Source organism: Achromobacter sp. CSND-B12 (genome assembly GCF_052906545.1).
This window is the reverse complement of sequence record NZ_JBREGJ010000001.1, coordinates 5,709,833-5,735,677: the sequence shown is the minus strand read 5'-3', so window position 1 is coordinate 5,735,677 and position 25,845 is coordinate 5,709,833. Positions and strand designations below refer to the sequence as shown.

Genomic DNA, 25,845 nt, shown 5'->3' with positions numbered 1-25,845 from the left:
GAGATATAGGTATGTGAGCGGCGTCGAATCAGCGGGCGGGCCGCGGCAGCGGCGCGACGCCGTGCGTCTGGCGGCACCAGTAGTCGAAGGTGGCGCGCACGATCGACGGCTTGAGCAGGTAGTCGTGGGCCTCGCGCGCCAGCGCGTCGTCCACCGGCGTCAGCGGCCCGAAGGCCTGCGCGCGGATCTGCATGCGCGCCGCGCGTTCCAGGTAGACCGACAGGTAGGTCGCCTCCTCACAGGAAGCGCCAGCCGTCAGGTAGCCATGGTGCGCCAGGATGATGGCGCGCTTGGCGCCCAGCGCGCCCGAGATGATGACGCCCTCCTGGTCGGCGATCGGCACCCCGGGCCATTCGCCCAGGAAGGCGCAGTCGTCGTGCAGCGGCGTCATGTCCATCTGCGCGATCACCAGCGGCTGGCGCGCCGCCGCCAGCGCCGAGGCCCAGGGCGAATGGGTGTGGATGATGGATTGCACGTCGGGCCGCGCCTCGTAGACCCACAGGTGGAAACGCGTCGCCGGATTGGCCATGCCCTCGCCCGTGAGCGTGTGCAGGTCACGGTCGACCTCGATGAAGTCGGCCGGCGTGGCTTCGTCGAAACCCAGGCCGAAGCGCAGCGTCCAGTAGGCGCCGGGGCGCTCTGAACGCACACTGATCTGGCCGGCCAGGCCGGCTTCCTGCTCGGTCATTGCCAGGATGCGGCAGGCATAGGCCATGGTCTCCTGGATGGTGCGCGGCACGGCGCGCAGGTGCTGCGCCATTTCCTGGGTGGCGCGGGTGTCGAAGTACGCTTTTTCGCGCAGGGTGTTGTCCATGCTGCCGCCTCCTGATGCGGTCGGGTGGCGCGCACGGAGGGCGCGCCTTGGCGGACAGTATGGAAAGCGCCCCGCCGGCGAGCCATGCAGCGGCGCTCATAGCAGCTATTCGGCGCGGCGCTCCCCAGGGGCGCCGGCGGAGCGGTACGGGTAAACGCCGACTCAATCCCGCGCGATGCGGCGGGCGCAGTCCAGCAGCTCGCGCACCAGCGGCAGCGGCGGCCGCTGCGCCAGCGTGATGGCCACCACCCGCCGGCGCAGCACCGGCTGGCGGATGACGACCTTGCGCAGGCCGTAGTCGGCCAGCAGCTTGTCGGGGATGCGCGAGGGCAGGATACAGGCGCCCACCCCCGAGGAAACCAGCTTGAGCATGGCGTCGATGGTTTCGGCCTCGGCCACGAACTCGGGCTGCAGGCCGGCGCTGTGGATCATCTTGCGCAACGCGTAATGCGGCGGAAAACCCACCAGCCGCAGCGTCATGGCGGCCAGGTCGGCGCCATCCTCGACCGCGACCCCATGCCGCACGATCAGGCACATGTCGTCGTCGAACAGCGGCGTCGAGGCCAGCGCGTCAGAGGCCACCGCGGCGTCATAGACGAAGCCGATGTCGGCCTTGCCGCTTTCCACCAGCGCCACCACCTCCGGCGAACTGCGGCCCATGACCGACAGATTGACGTGCTCGCGGCTGCTGACGAATTGCGCCACCACCTCGGCCATGAAGTAGTAGCTGAGCGTATGCACCGTAGCCAACCGCACCGAGCCCTGCGTCACGCCTTCGCGCTGGCGCACCGCCTCCAGCGTCTGGTCAATGCTGCGATAGGCCGGCAGGATGCCATCGAGCAGCCGCGCGCCCGCCTCGGTCAGTTCGACGCCGCGGCCGGTGCGCACGAACAGCGGCTTGCCCACGTGGGCTTCCAGCGCCGCCAGCTGGCGGCTCAGGCCGGACTGGGTCTGGTCCAGGTCCTCGGCGGCCCGCGACAGCGATTTCAATTCCGCGATCCGCACGAAATAGCGCAATTGCCGGTCCGGCGTGTCCATGCTGCTTCCCCCCCGCGAGCCCGAGCGCAGGCCCTGTCGTTATCCAACGCGCTCATGGCGGCGCGCCTGACAGTGTGCACCAAGGGGCGGGCCGCCACTACCGGGATTTGCGCTAGGCCGCCGCGGCCCGGACGGGCGATCTGCTAGCGGGCCCGCGGCGCCGCGTCGCCAGGCGCGCCCAGCCGCGCCAGCGTCGGCGCGCACAGCAGGTAGAGCGCCGCGCCCGCCACCCAGGGCCAGCCGGTCCAGCCGCCGACGCTGGCCGCGTACAACGTGGTGAAGGCCAGCGGGCCGGCGATCGCGGCGGCACTGGCCAGGCTGTTCATGGCGCCCTGCAACTGCCCCTGGCTGCCCGCGCCCGCCCGCGCCGACAGCAGCGCCTGCAACGCCGGCGCGCCCACGCCGCCGGCGGCCAGCAGCAGCATCAGCGGCGCCGCCATCCAGCCCTGCGTGGCGCACGCCAGCAGGACATAACCTGCCGCGTCCGCCGCCATGCCCACCACCAGCGCACCGCGCTCACCCAAGCGCGCGCTCAACGGGCCCGGCAGCGTCGCCTGCGCCACGGCGTGCAAGGCGCCGAACCCGGCCAGCGACAGGCCCACCGCCGCCGCGTCCCACTGAAAGCGGTCCTGTCCGTACAGCACCCATAGGGATCCCGGCACCTGCCCCGCCATCTGCATCACCAGGAACACCCACAGCAGGCCGGCCAGGTTCTTGCCGCCCAGTGCCTGGCGCAGGCCGCCAATCGGATCCAGCGCGCGCCACGACCACGGCGCGCGAGCGCCCCGGCGCGATTCCGGCAGCCACGCCAGGGCCGTCAGGAAGGCCACGCCATTGGCCGCCGCGGCCGCCACGAACGGCATACGGGCGCCGGCCAGCCCCGCCAGGCCGCCCAGCGCCGGCCCGAGGATCATGCCCAGCCCGAAACAGGCCGACAACTGGCCGAAGCGCCGCGCGCGCCGCGACGGATCGCCGGCGTCGGCGATGCAGGCGCCGGCCACCGCGCCGGTGGCGCCCGTAATGCCCGCCAGGATGCGTCCCGCGTACAGCACCCACAATGCCGGCGCGGCCGCCATCACCAGATAGTCGACGGCGGCGCCCGCCAGCGACACCAGCAGCACCGGCCGCCTTCCGTAGCGATCCGACAGCGCGCCCAGCACGGGCGCGGCCAGGCACTGCGCCAGCGCATACAGGGACAGCAGCACCCCGTAATGGGCCGGCGTGGCCGCGGCATCGCCAAGCTGGTCGAGCAGGCCCGGCAGCACCGGCATGATCAACCCGGCGCCCGCGGCATCCAGGGTGACGATGAACAACAGCAAGGCAATGGCGCGGTCCGGCATCGAGGCAATAATTTATCGGTGATAAGTTCGTGCATCATAAATTGATCAGTGATAAATTATCAAGCCCAACAAGGAGTCCCTATGGCCAAACTGCAACGCGACGCCGTCATCGCCGCCGCGCTGGACTTGCTGAACGAGGTGGGCGTGGACGGCCTGACCACGCGCAAGCTGGCCGAACGCCTGGGCGTGCAGCAACCGGCGCTGTACTGGCATTTCAAGAGCAAGCAGGCGCTGCTGGACGCGCTGTCGGACGCCATGATGCGCGGGCACATGCATACCCTGCCGTCTCCGGGCGGCCCCTGGAAGGAATTCCTGTACGCCAACGCGCGCAGCTTCCGCCGCGCGCTGCTGGCCTATCGCGACGGCGCCCGCATCCACGCCGGCACCCGCCCCGCCGAACCGCAATACGATCGCGTCCAGGCGCAGATCAAGCTGCTGTGCGACGCCGGCTTCACGCCGCTGCGGGCCGCCAATGCGCTGGTGGCCATCAGCCACTACGTGGTCGGCTCGGTGATGGAACAGCAGGCCGGCGAGGCCGCCGCGCCCGAGCGCGTCGCGCCGCCCGCGCCCCCGCCCGCCCTGGCACGCACCATGAAGGCGCTGGACCGGCAGGGACCGGACGCGACCTTCGAATATGGATTGGCGATGATGCTCGACGGCCTCTCGCCCGACCTGCCATGACCGCCCAGCCTTCCCGCCCCATCCCCGCCACCATCGCCGCCGTGCTGCGCGACGGCCACGTGCTGCTGGTGCGCCGCGCCAACCCGCCGGACCAGGGCCGCTGGGCCTTTCCCGGCGGCAAGATCGAGGCCGGCGAGCGCCTCGAAGACGCGACCGCGCGCGAGCTGTTCGAAGAATGCGGCGTGCGCGCGCAGGCGCTGCAGGTGTTCGACGCCGTCGACGTGTTCGACCACGACGACAGCGGCGCGCTGCGCCGCCATTACATCCTGGTCGCGGTACTGTGCCGCTGGCAGTCGGGCGAACCGGTGGCCGGCGACGATGCGCTGGACGCCCGCTGGGTGTCCCTGGCCGAACTGGACGGCCAGGCGCTGGCCACCAGCTTCGGGGTGGCGGCCATCGCGCGCAAGGCGGCGGCCCTGGCGGCGGCGGCCGGCATTCTCTGATACCGTAGCCCTGCCCGCCGCCGACCCGGCGCCCTACCCGCCCGCCCATGTTCGACACCTACCTGTCCCGCTGGAACCTCGTGCCCGATGGCGCCCCCATCACGACCCATGCCGCGCGCCTGCTGCCGGTGCGCCAGGCCGGCGTGCCGGCGATGCTGAAGGTCGCGGTCGAGGAAGACGAACGGCAAGGCGGCGTGCTGATGACCTGGTGGGACGGCCACGGCGCCGCGCGGGTCCTGGCGCACGACGGCGACGCCATCCTGCTCGAACGCGCCACCGGCACGCGCTCGCTGGCCGGCTATGCCCGCAACGGCCGCGACGACGAAGCCACCCGCATCCTGTGCGGCGTGCTGCGCGAGCTGCACGCGCCGCGCGCCAGGCCGCTGCCGCCGCTGCGGTCGCTGGAAGAATGGTTCGTCGAGCTGTGGCCGATGGCGCGGGCGCGCGGCGGCATCCTGGCGCACAGCGCCCGCTTCGCCCGCGCGCTGCTGGACGACCCGCGCGACCAGGTGGTGCTGCACGGCGACGCGCACCACGACAATGTCCTGGACTTCGGCGAACGCGGCTGGCTGGTGATCGACCCCAAGCGCCTGTACGGTGAACGGGCCTTCGATTACGCCAATATCTTCTGCAACCCCGACCTGTCCGATCCGGAGCCCCCGGTGGCCATCGCGCCGGGCCGCTTCGAGCGCCGCCTCGGCATCGTGCTGGAGGAATCCGGACTGGAGCGCCGCCGGCTGCTGCAATGGGTGGTGGCCTGGTGCGGGCTGTCGGCGGCCTGGTTCATGGGCGATGGAGACGATGCGGCGATCGACCTGGAGATCGCCAGGCAGGCGCTGGCGTTACTGGACCGCTAGAACCGGCGTCCCCGCCTCAACCGCCGGCGATCTGCTCCAGATACCGCGTCGGCGACACCCCCATCACATTGCGGAACATATAGACGAAGGCGCTCGCGCTGGCATACCCCAGCGTCCGCGCCACGTTCACCACCGACTGCCCCTGCAACAACCGGCAGATCCCCTCGTCGATGCGTACCTGCAGCCGCCAGTTGTGAAAGCTCATGCCGGTCTCGTCCTTCATGCGCCGCGCCAGCGTGCGCGCGCTGGCGCCCATCCGTTCGCCCCACTGCTCCAGCGTGTCGTCGTTGCCGGGCGATTGCAGCACGGCGGCGCAGACCTTGCGCAGGCGCCGGTCGAACGGCAGCGGCAACTGGCGATGCTGCCGCTCGGTGCCGGCCAGCAGGTTCAGCAACAGCTCGGCGCTCAGGCGCTGCACGGGCCCGTGGCGCGCCGCCGGCTGGTTCAGCGCCAGGATCAGTTCGCGCATCAGCGGCGCCACGTCCAGCGCGCAGGTATCTTTCCACAGCCAGGGCGCGGCGTCCGGCGCGATGAAGGCCGAGCGCATCGTGACCTGGCCGACCATGCGCACCTCGTGCGCCACGCCGGGCGGAATCCACAGCGCGCGCATCGGCGCCAGCAGCCAGGCGCCGTCCTCGGTCATGACGCGCATGATGCCGGTGGGCGAATACATCAGCTGGATGCGCTCGTGCGAATGCGGCTCTTGCCGCTGGCCATCTTCGTAGTGGAACGAGCGCGCCACCACGGGCGGCGCATCGACGGGAAACTCACGCATTGGCGGGATTTCGATAGCAAGGGTTGATCGGCCCGCAATCCAGCCAGTTATGTCCGTTTTTCGACATTTTCTGTCCAGCAAACAGGGAACTTGCTTTTTATCATTAATGCAAATGATTCCCATTGTTTTCAAAAGAAAATGACGCCCGTCGCACTTCCCCCTGTCGCATTTGTCCCACGCCGCCTCCCCGCCTTCCGCCTGACCCTCGCCGCCGCCCTGCTGGCCCAGGCCGGCCTGCCCGTCCTGGCCCGCGCCGCCGACGAGGTGCCGCAACTGAGTCCCGTGCGAGTCACCGGTGCCGCCGAAAAGCTGTCGGACCCCGGCCAGACCGAGGGTTCGCAGTCCTACACCGCCAATACCGTCACCATCGGCAAGACCGGCGCCAACGTGCGCGACATCCCCAACTCCGTGTCGGTGGTGACGCGCCAGCGCATGGACGACCAGAACATGGTCACGGTGGAGGACGCGCTGCGCCAGACCACCGGCGTCAGCGCCATGACCTACGGCGACGGCACCGCCTACTTCACCGCGCGCGGCTACGAGACCGACGTGCAGTTCGACGGCGTGCCTGCCAACGGCGCGCTGCAGTACCTGCCCCAGTTCGACCTGGCGCTGTACGACCGCGTCGAGGTGCTGCGCGGCCCGGCCGGCCTGCTGCAGGGCTTCGGCAGCCCCGCCGGCACCGTCAACCTGGTGCGCAAGCGGCCGCAAGACGCCTTCAGCCTGACCGGCGCGGTGATGGCCGGCTCGTGGAACAACTACCGTACCGAACTGGACGCGACCGGCCCGATCACGGCCGACGGCCGGGTGCGCGCCCGCGCCGGCCTGGCCGCGCAGGACCGCGACTTCTTCTTCGACAAGGCCCACAATCGCCAGGGCCTGGCCTACGGCTCGCTCGAATTCGATCTGACCGCCAACACCACCCTGACGCTGTCGGCGGCCTACCAACGCCAGCGCGAGGCGCCGTTCGACTACGGCCTGTCGATCTACTCGAACGGCCACATCATCGACTCGCCGCGCAAGGGCTTCTACGGCACCGACTGGTCGCGCGGCGACACCACCCTGTCGGAAATCTATTCGGAACTGAGCCACCGCTTCGCCAATGGCTGGACCGGCCAGGTGTCGATGAACTACCGCTCGACCGACATGGACAGCCGCTACGGCTACGTCAACGGCCCGGTCAATCCCGCCAACGACCGCGCCGGCTACCGCCTGCAGACGCAGAAGGACCAGATCCGCTGGATCGGCTTCGATACGCATGCCTCCGGCCCCTTCAGCCTGCTGGGCCGCACCCACCAGGCCATGATCGGCGCCAACTACGCCGAGCGGCGCCAGGACAGCCGCTCCGGCGGCATGAACATCAGCAACGTGTCGATCCACGACATCGACGTACCCGATCCGGACCTGCCCTACACCTCGGGCGACGACTCCAAGTCCAGCCAGATGGGCGTCTACGGCCAGCTGAGCTTGAACGTGGCCGACCCGCTGACGCTGATCGTGGGCGGACGCCAGAGCTGGTACCGCAACGCCACCCAGGCCATCCTGCCAGTGGCGGGCGACACCCAGCGCGATCCCGAGGTGCGCAAGTTCGTGCCCTACTACGGCGCGGTAGCGCAGTTGAATTCGTGGCTGTCGGCCTACGCCAGCTATTCGGACATCTACGCCTTCTCGGAAGCCTGGCAGATGACGGCCGACGGCAAGCCGCTCAAGCCGCGCACCGGCAAGCAGTACGAGATCGGCCTGAAGGGCGAGTTCCTGGACGGCGCGGCCAATGCCTCGCTGGCGCTGTTCCGCATCCGCGACAAGGACCGCGCGGTGGCCGACGACGCCAACCCGGGCCGCTACCTGGCGCAGGGCGAGGCCCAGAGCCAGGGCGTCGAGGCCGAGATCAGCGGCCGCCTGCTGCCCAACTGGGACCTGTACGCCGGCTACACCTACCTGCAGACCCGCTACCTGTCCGACCCGACGCAGGAAGGCCAGATCGTCAACCCGGAAACGCCCAAGCACCTGTTCAAGGTCTGGACTACCTATCGCTTCACACCCGATGTGCTGCCGGGCTGGCGCGTGGGCGGCGGCGTGCGCGCGCAGAGCCGCACCAGCCGCAACAACGTTTCGTGGCAAGGCGGCTACGCGGTGGTCGACGCGCAGGTCGGCTACAAGGTGAACCGCAACCTGGACGCCTCGCTGACGCTGAACAACGTCTTCGATTGCCACTACTACGCCCGCGTGCCGTCCAACTTCTACGGCATCTACGGCGAACCGCGCAACGTGATGCTGACGCTGCGCGCCACTTACTGACGCGCGCATGGGGTCCGGTCCGACAACGGGCCGGCATCCCGCCCTGTCAAACAGCCGCCGGGAACGATCGGTTAAGGTGTAGCCCCACACCCCTTGACCCTTCATTCCTGGAGTAACGAATGACCGGATTGTTTATCGTGGTGGCGGCGCTGGCATTCCTGATGCTGGCGGCGTATCGAGGCTACAGCGTCATCCTTTGCGCGCCCATCGCGGCCATGGGCGCGGTGCTGCTGACCGACCCGTCGGCGCTGGCGCCGGTGTTCTCGGGCATTTTCATGGAGCGCATGGCGGGCTTCGCCAAGCTCTATTTCCCGGTGTTCCTGCTGGGCGCGGTGTTCGGCAAGCTGATCGAGCTGTCCGGCTTCTCGCGCGCCATCGTGCAGGCGGTGCTGCGGCTGATCGGCGCCGAGCGCGCCATCATCGCGATCGTGCTGGTGTGCGCGGTGCTGACCTACGGCGGCGTGTCGCTGTTCGTGGTGGTATTCGCGGTCTACCCGTTCGCGGCCGAGATGTTCCGCCAGGGCGGCATTCCCAAGCGGCTGATGCCGGGCGCGATCGCGCTGGGCGCGTTCACCTTCACCATGACGGCGCTGCCCGGCACGCCGCAGATCCAGAACATCATCCCCACCACCTTCTTCGAGACCACCACCTGGGCCGCGCCCTGGCTGGGGCTGATCGGCGCGGCCTTCACGCTGACCGTCGGGGTGGCCTACCTGGAATGGCGCCGCAAGCGCGCCGCGCTGGCGGGCGAAGGCTACGGCACCGAACTGCGCAACGAACCGGACACGCCCGCCGGCGGACGCGAGCATCACCCGCTGGTCGCGCTGCTGCCGCTGGTGGTGGTGGGCGTGGCCAACTTCCTGCTGACGCGCTGGATTCCCGGCTGGTACCCGGCCGGCTCGCAGGTCGAACTGCCCGGCCTGCCGCAGCCCCTGCCGGTCAACGCGCATGACCAGGTGGCGCTGTGGGCGGTGATGGGCGCGCTGATAGCCGGCATCGCCACCATCCTGCTGTTCTCGTTCTCGCACATCAAGGCGCATTTCGCCGAAGGCAGCAAGAGCGCGGTCTCGGGCGCGCTGCTGGCGTCGATGAATACGGCGGCGGAATATGGCTTTGGCGGCGTGATCGCGGCGCTGCCCGGCTTCCTGATGGTGGCCAGCGCGCTCAAGGCGATTCCCGACCCGCTGGTGGGCGAGGCGGTGGCGGTGACCTCGCTGGCCGGCATCACCGGTTCGGCCTCGGGCGGCATGAGCATCGCCCTGGCGGCCATGGCGCAGACCTTCATCGACAGCGCCCAGGCGGCCGGCATCCCCATGGAGGTGCTGCACCGCATCGCCGCCATGGCCTCGGGCGGCATGGACACGCTGCCGCACAACGGCGCCGTCATCACGCTGCTGGCCGTCACCGGCCTGACGCACCGCCAGTCCTACGGCGACATCTTCGCCATCACCCTGATCTCGACGCTGTCGGTGTTCCTGGTGATCGCGGTGTACTACCTGACCGGCATCGTCTGATCGTCCTGGCCGAAGGCGCGGCCAAAGATGCCGGCCAGCCACTGGCTGAACACCCGTACCCGCGCCGACACCTGGCGGTTCTGCGGATACAGCACCGACACCGGCATCGGCGCCGGCGGCGCGCCGGGCAGCACCAGCTTGAGCCGGCCGGCGGCCAGGTCCTCGGCCACGCGGTAGCGAGGCACCTGGACCAACCCCAGCCCGGCCAGCGCCGCGCTGGCGTAGAGCTCGGCGCCGCTGACGCTGATGACCGAGCCCGGCCGCACCAGCACGTTGCGCCCGTCCACCGTGAAATCCAGCGGCAGGCTGCGGCCGCTGGACGAGGACACATAGTCCACCGCCCGGTGCCCTTCCAGATCATCCAGCGTGGCCGGTTCGCCGTAGCGCGCCAGGTAGGCCGGACTGGCGACGGTGACCTGCGGCATCAGGGCGATCTGGCGCCCCACCAGCGATGAGTCCTGCAGCGTGCCGGCGCGCAGCACGCAGTCCACGCCCTCGCGCACCAGGTCCACCAGACGGTCGTCTTCGCCCAGGTGCGGCACCAGGTCGGGATAACGCTCCAGGAAGCCCGGCAACGCCGGCATCACGAACACCCGCGCCAGGGTGCCCTGCATGTTGACCCGCAACAGGCCCTTGGGCGCGGTGTTCAGGAAGGCGCCGTCCGCTTCCTCCAGGTCGGCCAGCAGGCGCACGCAGCGCCGGTAATAGGCCTCGCCGTCATGGGTCAGCCGCACCTGGCGCGTGGTGCGTTCCAGCAGGCGCGCGCCCAGGCGCTTTTCCATGCGCTTGATCAGATTGGTGACGGTGGCCCGCGGAATCCGCAGATCCTCGGCCGCCTTGGAGAAACTGCGCCGCTCGGCGATCCGGACGAACACCTGCATTTCCTGGAAACGGTCCATGCGCGGGCTCTATTATTAATACAGATGAAATTATGTTAGCAAAACTGGCGTGATTATCTTTGGTTTGGAATAGTCCATGATTCGTTCCACCGCATGATTCGTCCTACATTCCACCCAGGAGTCACCATGAATTCCCAAGCCTCCCAACGCGTTGCCCTGGTCACCGGCGCCTCGCGCGGCATCGGCGCCGCGATCGCGCGCCGCCTGGCCGCCGACGGTTTCGCCGTCGCCATCAACTACGCCGCCAGCGCGGCCGAAGCCGACGCCCTGGCCGGCGAGATCCGCGCCGCGGGCGGCCGGGCGCTGGCGGTGCGCGCCGACGTGTCCAAAGCCGCCGAGGTGCGCGCCATGTTCGACCAGGTCGAGGCCGGCCTGGGACGCATCGACGTGCTGGTCAACAGCGCCGGCGTGCTGAAGCTGCAGGCGCTGGCCGAGGCCACCGACGAGGTCTACGACCAGACCTTCGACATCAACACCCGCGGCACCTTCAACACCCTGCGCGAGGCCGGCACACGGCTGGCCGACGGCGGCAGCATCGTCAACGTCTCCAGCACCACGCTGGCGCTGAACCTGCCCACCTACGGCCTCTATATCGCCAGCAAGGCGGCCGTGGAAGGCTTTACCCGCGTGTTCGCCAAGGAACTGCGCGGCCGCCGCATCACGGTCAACGCCGTGGCGCCGGGCCCGGTCGCCACCGACCTGTTCAAGCAGGGCAAGAGCGCGGAACTGATCGAGCACTACGCCAAGATGCCGCCGCTGGAACGCCTGGGCGAACCCGAGGACATCGCCGGCATTGTGTCGTTCCTGGCCGGCGCCGACGGCGGCTGGATCAACGGCCAGGTGTTGCGCGCCAACGGCGGCATCGCCTGACGCGCCGATCCGGCGCGGATGCTACTGTTGCGCCCATGCCAGGAATCGACGCAATGGACCCGACGACAACGCCCCGCGCAATCCGCGCTCCTCATCCAGAAAACGCCCGGCGCGGCGCGGCCGGCCTGCGGGCCAGCGCCGTGGCGGCCGCGGCGCTATGCCTGGCCCCGCTGGTCTCGCCCGCCGCCTGGGCCACGCCGCCGGTGCAGACCGGCGACCTGGTCTTCCAGCAATCCCGTTCCGCGCAGAGCCTGGCCATCCAGCAGGCCACCCGCTCGCCCTACAGCCACATGGGCATGATCGTGATGCGCCAGGGCGCGCCCTACGTGCTGGAAGCCGCCGCCACGGTCAGCTACACGCCGCTGGCGGCCTGGGCGGCGCAAGGCGAACGCGGCGCCTATGTCGTCAAGCGCCTGCGCGACACGGCGCGGCTCACGCCCGAGGCGCGCGAACAGCTGGCTCGCGTGGGCACGGACTATGTCGGCAAACCCTACGACCTGGTGTTCGGCTGGTCGGACGAGCGGATCTACTGCTCCGAGCTGGTCTGGAAGATCTACCAGCGCGCGCTGGGCGTGCGGATCGGCGCGCTGCAACCCTTGAAGAGCTTCGACCTGAGCCCGCCCGCCGTCCAGGCCAAGATGCGCGAGCGCTACGGCAAGGACATTCCCTGGGACGAGCCCATCATCTCGCCCGCCGCGATGTACGACTCGCCGCTCTTGACCACGGTCGCGGACCGCTAGGCGCGTGGCCGGCGTCGACGTCGTGGCGCTCGCGCGGGCCGTCCCGTTCATGGGCAGATTTATTCCAACCGGGACTCATTCCATGAAAATTACTTGTTTGTCGTGATCAACCGCGGGGCCTAGCATGAGTGGCATCCCCCGACTTCACGGAGACAAGCCCGCCATGAGCGCCCCGATTCCCGCCTTCCCCCACAGCCACATCGAGCGCGACGCGCGCGGCGTCTACACGCTGCGGATCGACGACGCCAAGAGCCTGAACATCCTGGCCTCGCCGGTCACGCTGGGCCTGACCGAAGCCGTGCGCTGGATCGCCGCGCAGGCCGACGCCCGCGCGCTGGTGCTGCGCGGCAGCGGCGACAAGGCCTTCGTCGGCGGCGCCAACATCTATGAGATGGCCGAACTCGATCCGGACGGCGGCCGCGCCTTCATCACCCGCCTGCGCGACCTGTGCGAAGCGGTGCGCGCGGTGCCGGTGCCGACCATCGCCCGCCTGCCCGGCTTCTGCCTGGGCGCCGGCATGGAACTGGCGGCGGCCTGCGACATCCGCCTGGGTTCGCGCGACGGCGTCTTCGGCATGCCGGAGGTGCAGGTCGGCATTCCGTCGGTGATCCATGCCGTGCTGCTGCCGTCACTGATCGGCCCGGGGGCCACCAACTGGCTGCTGCTGACCGGCGCCACGGTCGATGCCGAGCAGGCGCTGCGCTGGGGTTTCCTGCAATTCCTGTGCGAGGCCGGCGAGCTGGACGCGCTGGTCGAGCGCACCGTCGCGCCCATCGCGGCCAGCGGACCGCTGGCCGTGCGCTCACAGAAGGCGCTGCTGCGCTATTGGGAAACGTCCACGGTCGAGGCCGGCCTGGACCGCAGCGTCGACGCCTTCGGCGCGGCCTTCGCCACCGACGAGCCGCGCCGGCACATGGCGCCGTTCCTGGCCCGCAAGCGCGCGCGGGAGGCGCAATGACGGCGGCTGTCCCGGCCGCCGGCCCGCTGGCCGGCGTGCGCGTGATCGACATGACCTCGGTCGGCATGGGCCCCTACGCCACCCAGATCCTGGGCGACATGGGCGCCGAGATCATCAAGATCGAAGCGCCCGAGGGCGACGTGTTCCGCGCCTCGGCGCCGGCCGCCTCGCCCGGCATGGGCGCCGTCTACCTGAACCTGAACCGCAACAAACGCAGCGTCACCCTGAACGCCAAGGACCCGGACGACCTGCGCCGCCTGCTGCGGCTGGTCGACGATGCCGACGTCTTCATCTCCAACGTGCGCCCGCGCGCGCTGGCGCGGATCGGCCTGGACGCCGCCAGCCTGCGCGCGCGCAACCCGCGCCTGGTCTATTGCTCGGCGGTGGGCTTCGGCCAGGACGGTCCCTACGCCGCCCAGCCGGCCTTCGACGACATCATCCAGGCCATGAGCGGCCTGGCCGACCTGCAGGGCCGCAACAGCGGCGCGCCGGCCTACATCAACACCATCATGGCCGACAAGGTGGCCGGGCTGACGCTGGCCTACGCCATCCCGATGGCGCTGTACGAGCGCGAGAAATCCGGCCTGGGCCAGGCGATCGAGGTGCCCATGTTCGAGACACTGGTGTCCTTCACGTTGATCGAGCACCTGGGCGGGCGCACCTTCGAACCGCCGCGCGGCGGCATGGGCTACAGCCGCGTGCTGTCGCCCGAGCGCCGGCCCTACCGCACCCGCGACGGCTTCCTGGCGCTGCTGCCGTATACCGATGCCCAATGGCGGCGCTTCTTCACCCTGGCCGAACGCGCCGACCTAGCCGTCGATCCACGCTACGCCAGCGCCCGGACGCGTGCCGGCAACTTCGACGCGCTCTACCGCGACCTGGCGGACATCGTCGCGTTGCGCAGCACCGAAGACTGGCTGGCGCTGCTGGCCGACGCCGACATTCCGCACTCGCGCGTCAACCCGCCCGAGGCGCTGTTCGACGACCCGCACCTGGTCGCCACCGGCTTTTTCCAGCGGGTCGAGCATCCCACCGAAGGCACGCTCACGGCCACCGCGATCCCGGTGCGCTTCTCGCGCACGCCCGGGTCGATCCGCCGCCTGGCGCCGCGCCAGGACGCGGATCGCGATATGCTCGATCCGGATTGATTCCCCGGGACGCGGCGGGCGCGTGCTTGCGCGTCCCGGGCCCTCCCGGGGCGCCCGCCCCCCCTTGCCGTCGCGACCATGAACATCACCCTGAAGCAGTTGCGCGTGTTCTGCGCGCTCTACGAGTTGCGCAGCTTCACCGCCGCCGCCCGCGCCGCCTTCGTCACGCAATCGGCCGTCAGCAAGCTGTGCGCCGAACTCGAGGCCGAAGTCGGCCAGCCGCTGTTCGAGCGCTCGACCCGCAGCGTCACGCCCTGCGAGGGCGCGGCCGACTTCTATGCCTATGCCCAGGAGATCCTGGGCACGGTGCGCGCCGCCGAACGCAGCATGTCCGGGCTGCGCTCGCTGGAGCGCGGCGTGGTCGGCGTGGCCTGCTCGCCGATGATGATGGTCGGCCTGCTGGGCGGGGTGATCGCGCGCTACCACCGCCGCCATCCGGGCGTGAAGCTGGACCTCTTCGAACTGAACACCGACGAGACCATCGAGCACGTGCGCCACGGGCGCGCCGACTTCGGCATCGTCTCCACCGACATCGACGGCGACGAGCTGGCCGCGCGCGTAATCTACCGCGACACCATGCATGCCGCCTACGCGCCCGGCCATCCGCTGGCGCGCCGCAAACAGCTGCGCTGGGCCGACCTGGCCGCGCACGAGCACATCACGCTGCGCAACGTCTACAGCGTGCGGCGCGCCGTCGACCGCATCAGCGGCGAACTCGACCTGCAATTCCAGTCCGGCATCGAGGCCGGCATGCTGACCTCGGTGCTGAACCTGGCGCGGGCCGGCCTGGGCATCACGGTGGTGCCCGGCTACGTCTGCGCCTTCGCGCGCCAGCTGGGCCTGGTCACCGCGCCCATCGGCGGCGGCGGCCAGCGCGGCCATGCGCTGTGGCTGATCCAGCGCCACAGCGCGCGCCTGTCATTGGCGGCGGACGCCTTCCTGGCGGACCTGGAAAAGACGCTGCGCGCGCGCGAAGCCGCGCCCGACCCGACCCGCTACGACGAGGACGCCGCCGAACCGTGAGGCGGCGCCGGGCGTGAGGCAGCGCCGGGCGTGAGGCGGCGCCGGGCCGATGCGCACGGCGCGGCACTTATCCGGATACGGAATAGGTCTATGAAAATTAGTCCCTTGTTGCGATAAGCCGCGCGGCCGCATCATGACGGAAATCGCGGCCGTTGCACGCCATCGCGGCCGCAGAAGAACACAGGAGACTTTCATGACCCGATCCCCGCAACGCAGCCGCATGCGCCGGTTCGCCGCCTGCTGCGCCCTGGCCCTGGGCACAGCAGCCAGCGCCGTCCAGGCCGACGACGCCTATCCCGGCAAGCCCATCACCATCGTGGTGCCGTTCTCGCCCGGCAGCGCCACCGACACCAGCGCCCGCATCCTCACGGAAAAGCTCGGCCCGCGCCTGGGCGTGCCGATCGTGATCGAGAACAAGCCCGGCGCGTCCGGCACCATCGGTTCGTCCACCGCCGCGCGCGCCGCGCCCGACGGCTACACCCTGATCCTGACCAGCAGCTCGACGCACTCGGCCACGCCCGCCCTGTTCCGCAAGCTGCCCTACGACCCTACCGGCGACTTCATCCACGTCATCCGCATCGCCACCATTCCCATGATGCTGGTGGTGCGCGCCGATTCCCCCTACGACTCGGTGTCGCAGCTGGTGCAGGCCACCCGCGCCAAGCCGCTGAACTATGCCTACGGCTCGCCCACCAGCCAGATCGCCGGGGCCACCTTCAACAGCGTCGCCGGCGCCGCCGCCAACGCCGTGCCCTACAAGAGCCAGCCGCCCGCCGTCACCGACCTATTGGGCGGCCACGTCGACTACCTGTTCGCCGACCTGTCGGTGGTGACCTCGTTCATGCACAGCGGCAAGCTCAAGGGCATCGCCTTCACCGGCCAGGCGCGTTCCAAGGACTTCCCCGACGTGCCGACGCTTGCAGAACTGGGCTACCGGAATTTCGACCTGGTGGTGTGGGTGGGCGTGGCCGCGCCCAAGGACACGCCGGCTCCGGTGGTCGAGCGCCTGAACCGCGAAATCACGCGCATCCTGAGCGAGCCCGACAGCATCGCCAAGTTCGAGACGCTGGGCATGCAGGTCGCGCCCAACACGCTGGCCGAACACCGCGCCTTCGCGCAATCGCAACGCCAGATCTGGACCCAGCGCGCGATCGACGCGAAGATCGAACCGCAATAAACGCGCCGGACGCGGCCTCAGCCCATCCGGACCGGGGCCGCCGCGTTGGCCAGCGGCATCACAGCCAGCCGCAAGCCCATCGCCTTGAGAATCGCCAGCAGGCTGGCCAGCGATGGGTTGCCCTTGGGCGACAGCGTGCGGTAGAGCTGCGTCGGATTCAGCCGCGCCTGCTCCGCCACGGCCTGCATGCCGCCGAACGCCTGCGTCATCTGGCGCAGCACGATCAACAATTCGGCCTGGCTGCCATCCGCGAGAATCTCGTTGAGCGTCGCCAACGCAAGATCCCGATCGCCGGCGTACACCTGCGCCATCGCTTCGTCATGGAGTCTGCTTTTCATGGTTCCTGTCCCAGCCCAATCGCTATTCGGTTCCAGCTTGGCGAGACCGTACCGCCGCGGCCGAACCATGCCTCGTCAATAAACGAATCTTAAACGGACGCGCGCCAAACATCCGGCGCGCTCCGAAAAAAGCAGACGGGCGCCAAAGCGCCCGTCCTTCCTGCCAGGATCCTGGCTACCCGTCAGAACCGATACTGCGCCGTCGCCACCACCGTGCGCGGCTCGCCCACGCGGATCTGGCCGGCGCTGGTGGCCGAGGCGTAGTAGGTCTTGTCGGTGATGTTGCGCACCGCCAGGCGCCAGTCCCACTGGCCGGCGCGGTAGCCGACCAGCGCGTCCCAGGTGGCGTAGCCGGGCAATACCGCAGTGTTGGCGTTGTCGGCGTAGCGTTGGCCGACGAAGGTCAGGCCGGTTTCGCCGTACAGGCCCTCGGCCGGCTTGTAGGTCAGGAACACGCTGCCGTTGCGCCGCGCCACGTTGCTGACGCGGTTGCCGGCCAGGCCGTTGTTGTCCTGAACGATGGCGGCGTTCTGCAGGCCGATGCCGCCGCGCAGGTACCAGTTGCCCGCGAGCCGTCCGGCGGCCGTCAGCTCGATGCCGCGCGAGCGCTGCTTGCCGGTCAGCAGCACGAGGGTCGGATCGACCGGATCGGTGGTGCGACGGTTGTAGAGTTCCAACTGGTACAGCGCCAGCGTGGTGCTCAACTGCCCGTCGAGCCAATCGCTCTTGACGCCCACTTCATATTGGCGCGTGTGCTCGGGGTCGACGTCGTTGGTGTTGCCGCGCGCGTTCGGCGTGATGCCGATCAGGCTACCGCCCACGGGCGAGAAGGTCTTGCTGTACGAGGCGTAGAAGGAATGGTCGCGCAGCGGCGTCCACACCACCCCGGCGCGCGGGCTCACGCCACGGCTGTCGCGGCGGGCCGAGAGGTCGAGCATGCGATTGGTCGAATCGACGCTGAAGCGGTCCATGCGCAGGCCCAGCAGCACCTGCCAGGCGTCGTCCAGCTTGATCTGGTCCTGCACGTAGTAGCCCTGGCTGCGGGTCTTGTGGCGGGCCGAACTGCTGAGCGTCATGGCGCCGTCGTGCTGCCGCGACAGGTCCGGATCGTACAGGTCCAGCGCCGGCACCGGTTGCGCGCCCGGTCCCCGCGCCAGCGTGGTGTAGAGATCGGGCGTGCGGTCCTGGTTCGCCACTTCCACGCCGAACAAAACCCGATGCTCGACGCTTCCCGTGTGGAACAGGCCCTCGGCTTCAAGGTTGTTGTGGATGCTGCGCGTGGTCAGGTCCTGTTGCCAGCGGGTGCGGCTGACCTTGCCGGTGGCGGCGCTGTAGCCGGTCAGGTAGGTATTGTCGAACTTGCTGTCCAGCGCGAACACGCCCAGCGTGTAGCGCAGTTGCCAGCCCGGCGCCACGCTGTAGGCCAGGCGCGAGCGGAACGATTGCGCGCGGTCGTCGATGTAGTCGCGGTCGGGGTCGCCGTAGACGGTCGAGCGGCCGACGTCGGCCGGCCGGCCGTTGACGCTGGGGATGCCGCGGTCCGGGGTGCGGTCGTAGCGGCTGTACTCGTACTGCACCAGCCAGTCCAGGTCGGGCGTGATGCGCCAGTTCAGCGACGGCGCCACCAGTTGGCGGGTGCCGCCGATCTTGTGGCGAAAGCTGTTGCTGTCTTCCTGGCCGATGTTCAGGCGCACGCTGACATCCTCGCCGGGGTCGGCGCTCAGGTCGCCGTAGAAGCTGCGCAGGTCCCAGCTGCCGGCCACGGCCTCGAGCGTCGATTCGCGCCCGGGCTGCGGCGCCTTGCTGACGCGGTTGACGATGCCGCCCTGGCTGCCGCGGCCATACAGCACCGCCGCCGGGCCCTTGAGCACCTCGATCCGCTCGATGTTGTGCAGGTCGCGCACGTACTGGCTGTCGTCGCGGATGCCGTCCAGGTAGAAATCGTTGCTGGCGTCGAAGCCGCGGATGCGCAGCGAATCGAAACGGGTGTCGGAGGCGTTGCTGACGTTGGGGATGCCGGACAGGGCTTCGCCCAGCGTGCTGATGCCGTAGTTCCGCAGGTTCTCGACCTTGACGCTGTCGATGGCCTGCGGCACGTAGCGCGCGGCGGTCTGGGTGCGGGTGGCGGTGGTGACTTCGGGCACCCGCGGATCGTCGGCGTTGGCGCCTTCGACACTGATGGCGGGAAGCTGCGCGGGTTCGGCGTGGAGCGTGGCAACAGGGACCATCAAGGCCAGCGCGGCCCCAAGCGTGAGGCGGCGCGGTACAGGAAAAACGGGCATCGCAAGCTATCTGTAAGATTCATCGAGCCGCGATCATATCGATAATGAAACTTATTTGTAAATGAGAATTTTATCATTTACAAACCCTTGCTTTGGCTGTTGCGGTGTCGCAACGACACCCGCGCGCCAGCCCCGCGCCGTTCGCGCCGCGCCATCCCCCGCCCTCCATTCGCATGAGCCGACGGCGTCGTGCGCGCGCCTTGCAACGCTCGCGAATCTGCGACGGTCCTCATCCATGCCGACGAGTCTCGGGTCATCCAGCCGCATGACATCGCGGCCCCGGACGCAATGTTTTTCAAACAATCACTCCGATGTTTGCACTACGGAAAACTCTAGCCGGCCGGACGAGGTTTGCATGAGGGGGACGGGGCGACACCTGTATTAGGCTGGCCCGGCAGTACTCCGACTCACCTTGATCGATTGGACGAAAGCAAATGAATCAACTCATTCATCCGGACTGCCATCCCTTTACCGCCGCAGGCAATTTGAAGCAAGTCTCCGCGTTCTATGAGGAAGGACGACGTGTCATGTGGATGATGCTGCGCGCCCAGCCGCGCCCCTGCTTTAACCATGAACTGATCGACGAAATCATGACCCTGGCGCGCGCCGCCAAGGACTCCGGCCTGCCCATCGACTTCTGGGTCACGGGCTCGCTGGTGCCGCAGATCTACAACGTCGGCGGCGACCTCAACTTCTTCGCCGAAGCCATCCGCACCGGCCGCCGCGAGGCGCTGCGCGCCTACGCCCGCGCCTGCGTCGATTGCGTGCATGCGGCCACCCGCGGCTTCGACACCGGCGCGGTGTCGCTGGCCATGATCGAAGGCACGGCGCTGGGCGGCGGCTTCGAGGCGGCGCTGGCGCACCACTTCGTGCTGGCGCAGAACAACGCCCGCATGGGCTTTCCCGAAATGGCCTTCAACCTGTTCCCGGGCATGGGCGGCTATTCGCTGGTGGCGCGGCGCTCGGGCATGAAGCTGGCCGAGGAATTGATCGGCAGCGGCGAATCGCACACCGCCGAATGGTTCCAGGCGCGCGGCCTGGTGGACGTGCTGTTCGAGCCGGGCGACGCCTACAAGGCCACCCGCACCTTCATCGACGTGATGCGGCCCAAGCTGAACGGCATGCGCGCCATGCTGCGGGCGCGCCAGCGGGTGCTGCAGCTGACGCGCTCGGAACTGATGGATATCACCGAGGACTGGGTCGACGCCGCCTTCTCGATCGATCCGAAGGACCGCGCCTACATGGAACGGCTGGTGATGGCGCAGAACCGGCGCTCGCCCGCGGGTCCCGATGGCCTGATCGACGCGACCATGCATTGAGACTGGCGCGCGCCGGCCGCGTCAGGCGATCAGATGCAGCCGGCGCCGCTGCGCCAGCCAGGTGGTCAGCTCGGCCGCCGGCATGGGCTTGGCGTACAGGTAGCCCTGCTTGGCGTCCACCCCCAGCGTGTCCAGGAAGGCGGTTTCCTCCTGGGTCTCGACGCCCTCGGCGATCACCTGGAGTTCGAGCGTGCGGGCCACCGCCACGATGGCCCGCGCCAGCGCCTGCGACACCGGGTTCTCGTTGACGCCGCGCACGAAGCTGGCGTCCAGCTTGATCGCGTCCAGCGGAATGCGGGCCAGCTGCGACAGCGACGAATAGCCGGTGCCGAAGTCGTCCAGGTGGACGCGCGCGCCCAGCTGGCGGAACTGCTTCATCAGCTCGATCGCCGCGACCTCGTCCTCGATCAGGCAGCTCTCGGTCAGCTCGATGTCCAGCAGGCAGGGGTCCAGGCCGGCATCGTTGACCGCGCGCATGAATTCGCTGACCACGCCCTTGTCGTCCAGCTGCCGCGCCGACATGTTGATCGCGACACGCAGGTCCAGCCCGTCGCGCTTCCATGCCGCGGCCTGGCGCGCGGCCTCGCGCATCACCCACACGCCCAGCTGCGAGATCAGGCCGGACTCTTCCGCGTAGGGAATGAAGACGCTGGGACAGATCATGCCGCGTTCGGGCGAGCGCCAGCGCAGCAGCGCCTCGACCCCGTCGACCTCGCCGCCGCGCCCGGCCAGCTTGGGCTGGTAGTACAGCATCAGGTGGCCTTCGGCCAGGGCCTTGCGCAGGTTGGTGTCAAGCCAGACGTAGTCGGCGTTGCGGCGGTCCATTTCGGGCTGGAACACCCGATAGGTGTGGCGCCCGGCCTCCTTGGCCACGTACATGGCGATATCGGCGCTGCGCACCACGCTGTCCAGGTCGTCGCCATGCTCGGGATACATGGCGATGCCGATGGAGCAGCTGGTGTAGACCTCGATCAATTCCTGGCGGAACGGCTCGCGCAGGCGTTCGATGATGCGGCCGGCGGTGGCCTCCAGCTGCCACGCCTCGGCGTTTTCCTGCAGCACCAGGAATTCGTCGCCGCCCAGTCGCGCCAGCGTCTGGCCGGGCGACAGGCAACTGGAAATGGCCACCGACACCGACTTGAGCAGGCGGTCGCCGAAGCCGTGGCCGTAGTGGTCGTTGATGCGCTTGAAGTTGTCCAGGTCCAGGAACAGCACGCCCCCGCGCGCGCCCTCGCCTTCGGCCAACGCCGCTTTCAGGCGGGTGGTGATGGCGTGGCGGTTGGGCAGGTTGGTCAGCACGTCGGTGTTGGCCAGCACCCGCAGGCGTTCCTGCGCCTGGCGCTCCTCGGTGATGTCGGTGCCCGAGCAGATCAGGTAGACGCGCTTTTCGCCGCTGCCGCTGGTGACGAACTTGTTGCGGAACAGGAACAGGCGCGGGCCCTTGACCGTGTTGATCAGGCGCTCGACCTCATAGGACTGCCCGCGCTTGTAGAACTCGGCGATGTTGCGGCGCGAGGCGGCGGCCTCCTCGCGCGTCATGAACATGTCGAACACGCTGCGCCCGACGATGTCCTGCTCGCGCTTGCCGGTGTATTCCTCGCTGACCTTGTTGAAGCGCTGCACGCGCCCGTGCTGGTCGACGATGACGATGACCGAGTTGGCCTCGGACACCACCGTCTCGGCGAACGACAGGCCTTCGACCAGGTCGCGCGCCACCGAGTCGGTGTCGCTGTGCGCCGAGGCCGTGCCGGCCCATTCGTTGGGATTTATCTTGCGGCCGACCAGCCGCAGCTGTATCGGATCGCCGTACAGGACGATGTCGATGCGCAGGCTGGCGGTGATGCCGGTCAGGGCGCGGATGGCCTGCGCCTGCTCGGGCTTGAGCGCCATCGCGATGTTGGTGGCGCCCTTGACCGCGGATAGTTCGATCGCGTCGCTATCCGCCGCCAGCCTCCAATAGGGGCTCGGTGTACCGAAATGCAGGTACAGGATCGATTTTTCGTCCTGAGTCTCAGTCATTGGTGTCCCCGCCGTCCTAGGAAGGCCTGCGAGAAACATACGGCCTAGCCAGTTCGGGGTCAACCACCCGTGCGAACGGCGTTTGGGCTGTATTGCAGATTATTTCACCATCCCAGGCAACTGTAGCGTCATCATCGCACTTGGCGCTATGGACGATTCACGGGAAGCAAGCCAACTTCAGGACCATTGCGCAGCCCGGCATCCGCCATGCAAACAATAACGCCGGAAATTTGTGACCATTTCCCGCATGTGGCGCAAATGAAGCAACGCGGGGGAGGCGCCGGTGCCGCCGCGTCCCCCGCCCGCAAGGCCTTATTCGGGCTTGACCCCGGCCTCGTCGATCACCTTGGTCCAGCGCGCCAACTCGGCCGACACGCGGGCGCCGGCATCGGCCGGGCTGGTCCATTCGGCAATGGCGCCCTGGTTCAGCAGCGAAGCCTTGACCGCCGGCTTGGCCAGGATCTTCTTGAGCTCGCCGTTCAGGCGGTCGATCACCGGCGCCGGCGTGCCGGCCGGCGCGACGATGCCGAACATGGAGCTGACCTCGAAGCCCGGCAGGCCGGCCTCGGCCGCGGTCGGCACGTCCGGCAGCGCCTCGACGCGTTGCGCCGAAGTCACCGCCAGCGCGCGCAGCTTGCCGGCCTTGATGCTGGCCTGCGAGGCCGGCACGGTCTCGATCATGCTGAGCACCTGGCCGCCCATCAGGTCGGTCATGGCCGGGCCGCTGCCCTTGTACGGCACGTGCAGGATGTCCACGCCCGCGGTGCGCTTGAACATCTCGCCGGCCAGGTGCTGCGGCGAACCGTTGCCGGCCGACGCCATGGTGACGTAGCCCGGGCGCGACTTGGCCAGCGCGATCAACTGCTTCAGGTCATTGGCCTGCACCGAGGGGTTGACCACGAACACCAGCGGCACGGTGCCGACGATGGACACCGGCGCGAAGCTCTTTTCCACGTCGTAGGTGACGCGGCCGCGGTACAGCGCCGCGTTGATCGAATGGCTGGTGAGCGCGCCCATCAGCAGCGTGTAGCCGTCGGGCTGGGCCTTGGCAACCTGGTCGGCGCCGATGTTGCCGGCGGCTCCGGCGCGGTTTTCGACGATCACCGACTGGCCCAGCGCGCCGGTCAGTTCCTGCGCCAGCACGCGGCCGATCACGTCGGTGGCGCCCCCGGGCGGGTACGGCACGATCAGGCGGATGGGCTTGTCGGGATAGGCGTCGGCGGCCAGGGCCGGCGTCGCCACGCCGGTACACAAGGCCAACAGGGAAAGCAGCAAGGCGCGGCGGGGCCGCAGACGCAGGTCTGACATGTAGGTCTCCTGCCGGGATGGGTATAGGAATGGAACGGACGCCCGGCTCGTCAACCGCGCCAGTGTAGGAGGCCAATCTTGATTGATGAATCAGAATTTTTCTATCGACTGATCTTATTTAGAGATCAATAAATATTTATCGCAAAAGCGCTTGCCGGGCGTTTCGCAGGCTGTATATGATCTTCGCCCTGGATTATCAATAATATTATCGGGAAGCAAAATGACGGACGACACCAAGGGCGGCAAGCCCGCCCAGGGCCCCTTCGACAGCGACGGCGCGCGCAGCACCGGCGTGGCGCGCGGGCTCACCAACTACGGCGACACCGGCTTTTCGCTGTTCCTGCGCAAGGCCTTCATCAAGGGCGCCGGCCTGTCCGACGACGCGCTGGCGCGTCCCATCATCGGCATCGTCAACACCGGCAGCAGCTACAACCCCTGCCACGGCAACGCGCCGCAACTGATCGAGGCGGTCAAGCGCGGCGTGATGCTGGCCGGCGGCCTGCCGATGGACTTCCCCACCATCTCGGTGCACGAGAGCTTCTCGCAGCCCACCAGCATGTACCTGCGCAACCTGATGTCGATGGACACCGAGGAAATGATCCGCGCCCAGCCGATGGACGCGGTGGTGCTGATCGGCGGTTGCGACAAGACGGTGCCGGCGCAGTTGATGGGCGCCTCGTCCGCCGGCGTGCCCGCGATCCAGCTGGTGACCGGCTCGATGCTGACCGGCTCGCACCGCGGCGAACGCGTCGGCGCCTGCACCGACTGCCGCCGCTACTGGGGCCGCTACCGCGCCGAGGAGATCGACGCGCCCGAGATCGCCGACGTCAACAACCAGTTGGTGGCCAGCGTCGGCACCTGTTCGGTGATGGGCACCGCCAGCACCATGGCCTGCCTGACCGAGGCGATGGGCATGATGGTGTCCGGCGGCGCCTCCGCCCCGGCCGTCACCGCCGACCGCGTGCGCGTGGCCGAGCGCACCGGCGCCTCCGCCGTCGCCATGGCGGCCACGCGCCTGACGCCCGACCGCATCATCACCGGCAAGTCCATCGAGAACGCGCTGCGCGTGCTGCTGGCCATCGGCGGCTCGACCAACGGCATCGTGCACCTGACCGCCATCGCCGGCCGCCTGGGCATCAATATCGACCTGGCCGGGCTCGACCGCATGAGCCGCGAGACGCCCGTGCTGGTGGACCTCAAGCCCTCCGGCCAGCACTACATGGAAGACTTCCACCACGCCGGCGGCATGCTGGCGCTGCTGCGCGAACTGCGCCCGCTGCTGCACCTGGACGCGCTGACCGTCTCGGGCCGCACCCTGGGCGAGGAACTGGACGACGCCCCCGCGCCGTTCAAGCAGGACGTGATCCGCAGCGTCGCCGCGCCCATCTATCCGGTGGGCGGCCTGGCCGTGCTGCGCGGCAACCTGGCGCCCGGCGGCGCCATCATCAAGCAGTCGGCCGCCAATCCCAAGCTGATGGAGCACGAAGGCCGCGCGGTGGTGTTCGAGGACGCCGAGGACATGGCCCGCCGCATCGACGACGAGGCGCTGGACGTGACCGCCGACGACGTGCTGGTGCTCAAGCGCATCGGCCCCACCGGCGCGCCCGGCATGCCCGAGGCCGGCTACATGCCGATCCCCAAGAAGCTGGCGCGCGCCGGCGTCAAGGACATGGTGCGCATTTCCGACGGCCGCATGAGCGGCACGGCGGCCGGCACCATCGTGCTGCACGTCACGCCCGAGGCCGCGATTGGCGGCCCGCTCGCCTACGTGCAAAATGGCGACCGGATCCGCCTGTCGGTGGCGCGGCGCGAAATCGCCCTGCTGGTCGACGATGCCGAGCTGGCGCGCCGCATGGCCGCCAGCCCGGTCGAGCGCCCCGCCGCCGAGCGCGGCTACCGCAAGCTGTTCCTGCAGACCGTGACCCAGGCCGACCAGGGCGTGGACTTCGACTTCCTGCGCGCCAGCGCCACGCGCGACACCGTGCCCAAGCAATAACGCCTTTC

At 69.0% G+C, this 25,845-nt stretch carries 22 protein-coding genes; 13 read left to right on the top strand and 9 right to left on the bottom strand.

The window, feature by feature from the left end; genetic code table 11:
• Nucleotides 1–28: 28 nt before the first annotated feature.
• The 3 genes from ACUTAG_RS27000 to tet form a co-directional block, all read right to left on the bottom strand.
• The gene (locus ACUTAG_RS27000; protein ID WP_020927209.1) at nt 29–814 is read right to left on the bottom strand and encodes an aldolase; all 786 of its coding nucleotides are present in this window, start codon (nt 812–814) and stop codon (nt 29–31) included.
• 162 nt (nt 815–976) lie between these two features.
• Nucleotides 977–1,852 carry a LysR family transcriptional regulator gene (locus ACUTAG_RS26995; RefSeq protein WP_006387017.1) on the bottom strand — a complete coding sequence of 292 codons (876 nt, stop codon included), beginning with the start codon at nt 1,850–1,852 and terminating at the stop codon, nt 977–979.
• Nucleotides 1,853–1,995: 143 nt separating this feature from the next.
• Nucleotides 1,996–3,192: a Tet(A)/Tet(B)/Tet(C) family tetracycline efflux MFS transporter gene (gene tet / locus ACUTAG_RS26990; RefSeq protein ID WP_020927208.1), complete on the bottom strand. Its 1,197-nt coding sequence runs from the start codon at nt 3,190–3,192 to the stop codon at nt 1,996–1,998.
• A gap of 81 nt (nt 3,193–3,273) precedes the next feature.
• Here tet and tetR point away from each other — a divergent pair, with 81 nt between their 5' ends.
• From tetR to ACUTAG_RS26975, 3 genes are read left to right on the top strand one after another with little or no spacing between them, the layout of a single operon-like run.
• The gene (tetR, locus tag ACUTAG_RS26985) at nt 3,274–3,873 is read left to right on the top strand and encodes a tetracycline resistance transcriptional repressor TetR (RefSeq protein ID WP_006387015.1); all 600 of its coding nucleotides are present in this window, start codon (nt 3,274–3,276) and stop codon (nt 3,871–3,873) included.
• Nucleotides 3,870–4,316, top strand: a complete 447-nt coding sequence (locus ACUTAG_RS26980) for an NUDIX hydrolase (RefSeq protein ID WP_020927206.1) — start codon at nt 3,870–3,872, stop codon at nt 4,314–4,316. Before tetR ends, ACUTAG_RS26980 begins: the two co-directional genes overlap by 4 nt.
• Before the next feature lie 47 nt (nt 4,317–4,363).
• Nucleotides 4,364–5,173 carry an aminoglycoside phosphotransferase family protein gene (locus ACUTAG_RS26975; protein ID WP_020927205.1) on the top strand — a complete coding sequence of 270 codons (810 nt, stop codon included), beginning with the start codon at nt 4,364–4,366 and terminating at the stop codon, nt 5,171–5,173.
• A 16-nt stretch (nt 5,174–5,189) separates the two neighbouring features.
• Here ACUTAG_RS26975 and ACUTAG_RS26970 read toward each other — a convergent pair whose 3' ends face one another.
• The gene (locus ACUTAG_RS26970) at nt 5,190–5,948 is read right to left on the bottom strand and encodes an AraC family transcriptional regulator (RefSeq protein ID WP_054472528.1); all 759 of its coding nucleotides are present in this window, start codon (nt 5,946–5,948) and stop codon (nt 5,190–5,192) included.
• A 138-nt stretch (nt 5,949–6,086) separates the two neighbouring features.
• On the opposite strand from ACUTAG_RS26970, the gene ACUTAG_RS26965 reads away from it, so the two are divergent.
• Nucleotides 6,087–8,246 carry a TonB-dependent siderophore receptor gene (locus tag ACUTAG_RS26965; RefSeq protein ID WP_446650392.1) on the top strand — a complete coding sequence of 720 codons (2,160 nt, stop codon included), beginning with the start codon at nt 6,087–6,089 and terminating at the stop codon, nt 8,244–8,246.
• Nucleotides 8,247–8,365: 119 nt separating this feature from the next.
• Nucleotides 8,366–9,760, top strand: a complete 1,395-nt coding sequence (locus ACUTAG_RS26960; protein WP_006387010.1) for a GntP family permease — start codon at nt 8,366–8,368, stop codon at nt 9,758–9,760.
• On the opposite strand, the gene ACUTAG_RS26955 is transcribed toward ACUTAG_RS26960, so the two are convergent.
• Complete coding sequence (locus ACUTAG_RS26955) at nt 9,739–10,659, bottom strand: LysR family transcriptional regulator (RefSeq protein WP_148316709.1); 921 nt, start codon at nt 10,657–10,659, stop codon at nt 9,739–9,741. The genes ACUTAG_RS26960 and ACUTAG_RS26955 overlap by 22 nt on opposite strands.
• 126 nt (nt 10,660–10,785) lie before the next feature.
• Between ACUTAG_RS26955 and ACUTAG_RS26950 the strand changes: the two genes are divergently transcribed.
• The 6 genes from ACUTAG_RS26950 (at nt 10,786) to ACUTAG_RS26925 (ending at nt 16,575) form a co-directional block, all read left to right on the top strand.
• Nucleotides 10,786–11,529 carry an SDR family oxidoreductase gene (locus ACUTAG_RS26950; protein WP_038503275.1) on the top strand — a complete coding sequence of 248 codons (744 nt, stop codon included), beginning with the start codon at nt 10,786–10,788 and terminating at the stop codon, nt 11,527–11,529.
• A 53-nt stretch (nt 11,530–11,582) separates the two neighbouring features.
• Nucleotides 11,583–12,269, top strand: coding sequence for a YiiX family permuted papain-like enzyme (locus ACUTAG_RS26945; protein ID WP_082388570.1), 687 nt, complete (start codon nt 11,583–11,585; stop codon nt 12,267–12,269).
• A gap of 163 nt (nt 12,270–12,432) precedes the next feature.
• Nucleotides 12,433–13,227 (top strand): enoyl-CoA hydratase, encoded by a 795-nt coding sequence (locus ACUTAG_RS26940; RefSeq protein WP_024068539.1) that lies wholly within the window; start codon nt 12,433–12,435, stop codon nt 13,225–13,227.
• A complete protein-coding gene (locus tag ACUTAG_RS26935; protein ID WP_202731141.1) occupies nt 13,224–14,375 on the top strand; it encodes a CaiB/BaiF CoA transferase family protein in 1,152 nt (383 codons plus the stop codon). The genes ACUTAG_RS26940 and ACUTAG_RS26935 overlap by 4 nt, the downstream gene beginning before the upstream one ends.
• 78 nt (nt 14,376–14,453) lie before the next feature.
• Complete coding sequence (locus ACUTAG_RS26930) at nt 14,454–15,398, top strand: LysR family transcriptional regulator (protein ID WP_006384372.1); 945 nt, start codon at nt 14,454–14,456, stop codon at nt 15,396–15,398.
• A gap of 193 nt (nt 15,399–15,591) precedes the next feature.
• Nucleotides 15,592–16,575, top strand: coding sequence for a Bug family tripartite tricarboxylate transporter substrate binding protein (locus tag ACUTAG_RS26925; protein ID WP_446650391.1), 984 nt, complete (start codon nt 15,592–15,594; stop codon nt 16,573–16,575).
• Nucleotides 16,576–16,592: 17 nt separating this feature from the next.
• Here ACUTAG_RS26925 and ACUTAG_RS26920 read toward each other — a convergent pair whose 3' ends face one another.
• On the bottom strand, nt 16,593–16,913 hold the full coding sequence (locus tag ACUTAG_RS26920) for a helix-turn-helix domain-containing transcriptional regulator (RefSeq protein WP_054416068.1): 321 nt from the start codon (nt 16,911–16,913) through the stop codon (nt 16,593–16,595).
• 182 nt (nt 16,914–17,095) lie between these two features.
• Complete coding sequence (locus tag ACUTAG_RS26915) at nt 17,096–19,195, bottom strand: TonB-dependent receptor (RefSeq protein WP_409197011.1); 2,100 nt, start codon at nt 19,193–19,195, stop codon at nt 17,096–17,098.
• A 434-nt stretch (nt 19,196–19,629) separates the two neighbouring features.
• Here ACUTAG_RS26915 and ACUTAG_RS26910 point away from each other — a divergent pair, with 434 nt between their 5' ends.
• Nucleotides 19,630–20,514 (top strand): crotonase/enoyl-CoA hydratase family protein, encoded by an 885-nt coding sequence (locus tag ACUTAG_RS26910; RefSeq protein ID WP_006384377.1) that lies wholly within the window; start codon nt 19,630–19,632, stop codon nt 20,512–20,514.
• 21 nt (nt 20,515–20,535) lie between these two features.
• Here the strand turns inward: ACUTAG_RS26910 and pdeR are convergent, their stop codons facing one another.
• Complete coding sequence (gene pdeR / locus ACUTAG_RS26905; protein WP_446650390.1) at nt 20,536–22,533, bottom strand: cyclic di-GMP phosphodiesterase; 1,998 nt, start codon at nt 22,531–22,533, stop codon at nt 20,536–20,538.
• Between the two features lie 312 nt (nt 22,534–22,845).
• Entirely contained in the window at nt 22,846–23,841 is a 996-nt protein-coding gene (locus tag ACUTAG_RS26900) for a Bug family tripartite tricarboxylate transporter substrate binding protein (RefSeq protein ID WP_148316703.1), read from the bottom strand.
• A 220-nt stretch (nt 23,842–24,061) separates the two neighbouring features.
• Between ACUTAG_RS26900 and ACUTAG_RS26895 the strand changes: the two genes are divergently transcribed.
• The gene (locus tag ACUTAG_RS26895) at nt 24,062–25,837 is read left to right on the top strand and encodes an IlvD/Edd family dehydratase (protein ID WP_187378261.1); all 1,776 of its coding nucleotides are present in this window, start codon (nt 24,062–24,064) and stop codon (nt 25,835–25,837) included.
• Nucleotides 25,838–25,845: the final 8 nt, after the last annotated feature.

Bases quoted from the DNA above. Each gene is read 5' to 3' on its own strand.
- ACUTAG_RS27000 (WP_020927209.1), bottom strand. From the start codon at position 814: ATGGACAACACCCTGCGCGAAAAAGCGTACTTCGACACCCGCGCCACC.
- ACUTAG_RS26995 (WP_006387017.1), bottom strand. From the start codon at position 1,852: ATGGACACGCCGGACCGGCAATTGCGCTATTTCGTGCGGATCGCGGAA.
- tet (WP_020927208.1), bottom strand. From the start codon at position 3,192: ATGCCGGACCGCGCCATTGCCTTGCTGTTGTTCATCGTCACCCTGGAT.
- tetR (WP_006387015.1), top strand. From the start codon at position 3,274: ATGGCCAAACTGCAACGCGACGCCGTCATCGCCGCCGCGCTGGACTTG.
- ACUTAG_RS26980 (WP_020927206.1), top strand. From the start codon at position 3,870: ATGACCGCCCAGCCTTCCCGCCCCATCCCCGCCACCATCGCCGCCGTG.
- ACUTAG_RS26975 (WP_020927205.1), top strand. From the start codon at position 4,364: ATGTTCGACACCTACCTGTCCCGCTGGAACCTCGTGCCCGATGGCGCC.
- ACUTAG_RS26970 (WP_054472528.1), bottom strand. From the start codon at position 5,948: ATGCGTGAGTTTCCCGTCGATGCGCCGCCCGTGGTGGCGCGCTCGTTC.
- ACUTAG_RS26965 (WP_446650392.1), top strand. From the start codon at position 6,087: ATGACGCCCGTCGCACTTCCCCCTGTCGCATTTGTCCCACGCCGCCTC.
- ACUTAG_RS26960 (WP_006387010.1), top strand. From the start codon at position 8,366: ATGACCGGATTGTTTATCGTGGTGGCGGCGCTGGCATTCCTGATGCTG.
- ACUTAG_RS26955 (WP_148316709.1), bottom strand. From the start codon at position 10,659: ATGGACCGTTTCCAGGAAATGCAGGTGTTCGTCCGGATCGCCGAGCGG.
- ACUTAG_RS26950 (WP_038503275.1), top strand. From the start codon at position 10,786: ATGAATTCCCAAGCCTCCCAACGCGTTGCCCTGGTCACCGGCGCCTCG.
- ACUTAG_RS26945 (WP_082388570.1), top strand. From the start codon at position 11,583: ATGGACCCGACGACAACGCCCCGCGCAATCCGCGCTCCTCATCCAGAA.
- ACUTAG_RS26940 (WP_024068539.1), top strand. From the start codon at position 12,433: ATGAGCGCCCCGATTCCCGCCTTCCCCCACAGCCACATCGAGCGCGAC.
- ACUTAG_RS26935 (WP_202731141.1), top strand. From the start codon at position 13,224: ATGACGGCGGCTGTCCCGGCCGCCGGCCCGCTGGCCGGCGTGCGCGTG.
- ACUTAG_RS26930 (WP_006384372.1), top strand. From the start codon at position 14,454: ATGAACATCACCCTGAAGCAGTTGCGCGTGTTCTGCGCGCTCTACGAG.
- ACUTAG_RS26925 (WP_446650391.1), top strand. From the start codon at position 15,592: ATGACCCGATCCCCGCAACGCAGCCGCATGCGCCGGTTCGCCGCCTGC.
- ACUTAG_RS26920 (WP_054416068.1), bottom strand. From the start codon at position 16,913: ATGAAAAGCAGACTCCATGACGAAGCGATGGCGCAGGTGTACGCCGGC.
- ACUTAG_RS26915 (WP_409197011.1), bottom strand. From the start codon at position 19,195: ATGCCCGTTTTTCCTGTACCGCGCCGCCTCACGCTTGGGGCCGCGCTG.
- ACUTAG_RS26910 (WP_006384377.1), top strand. From the start codon at position 19,630: ATGAATCAACTCATTCATCCGGACTGCCATCCCTTTACCGCCGCAGGC.
- pdeR (WP_446650390.1), bottom strand. From the start codon at position 22,533: ATGACTGAGACTCAGGACGAAAAATCGATCCTGTACCTGCATTTCGGT.
- ACUTAG_RS26900 (WP_148316703.1), bottom strand. From the start codon at position 23,841: ATGTCAGACCTGCGTCTGCGGCCCCGCCGCGCCTTGCTGCTTTCCCTG.
- ACUTAG_RS26895 (WP_187378261.1), top strand. From the start codon at position 24,062: ATGACGGACGACACCAAGGGCGGCAAGCCCGCCCAGGGCCCCTTCGAC.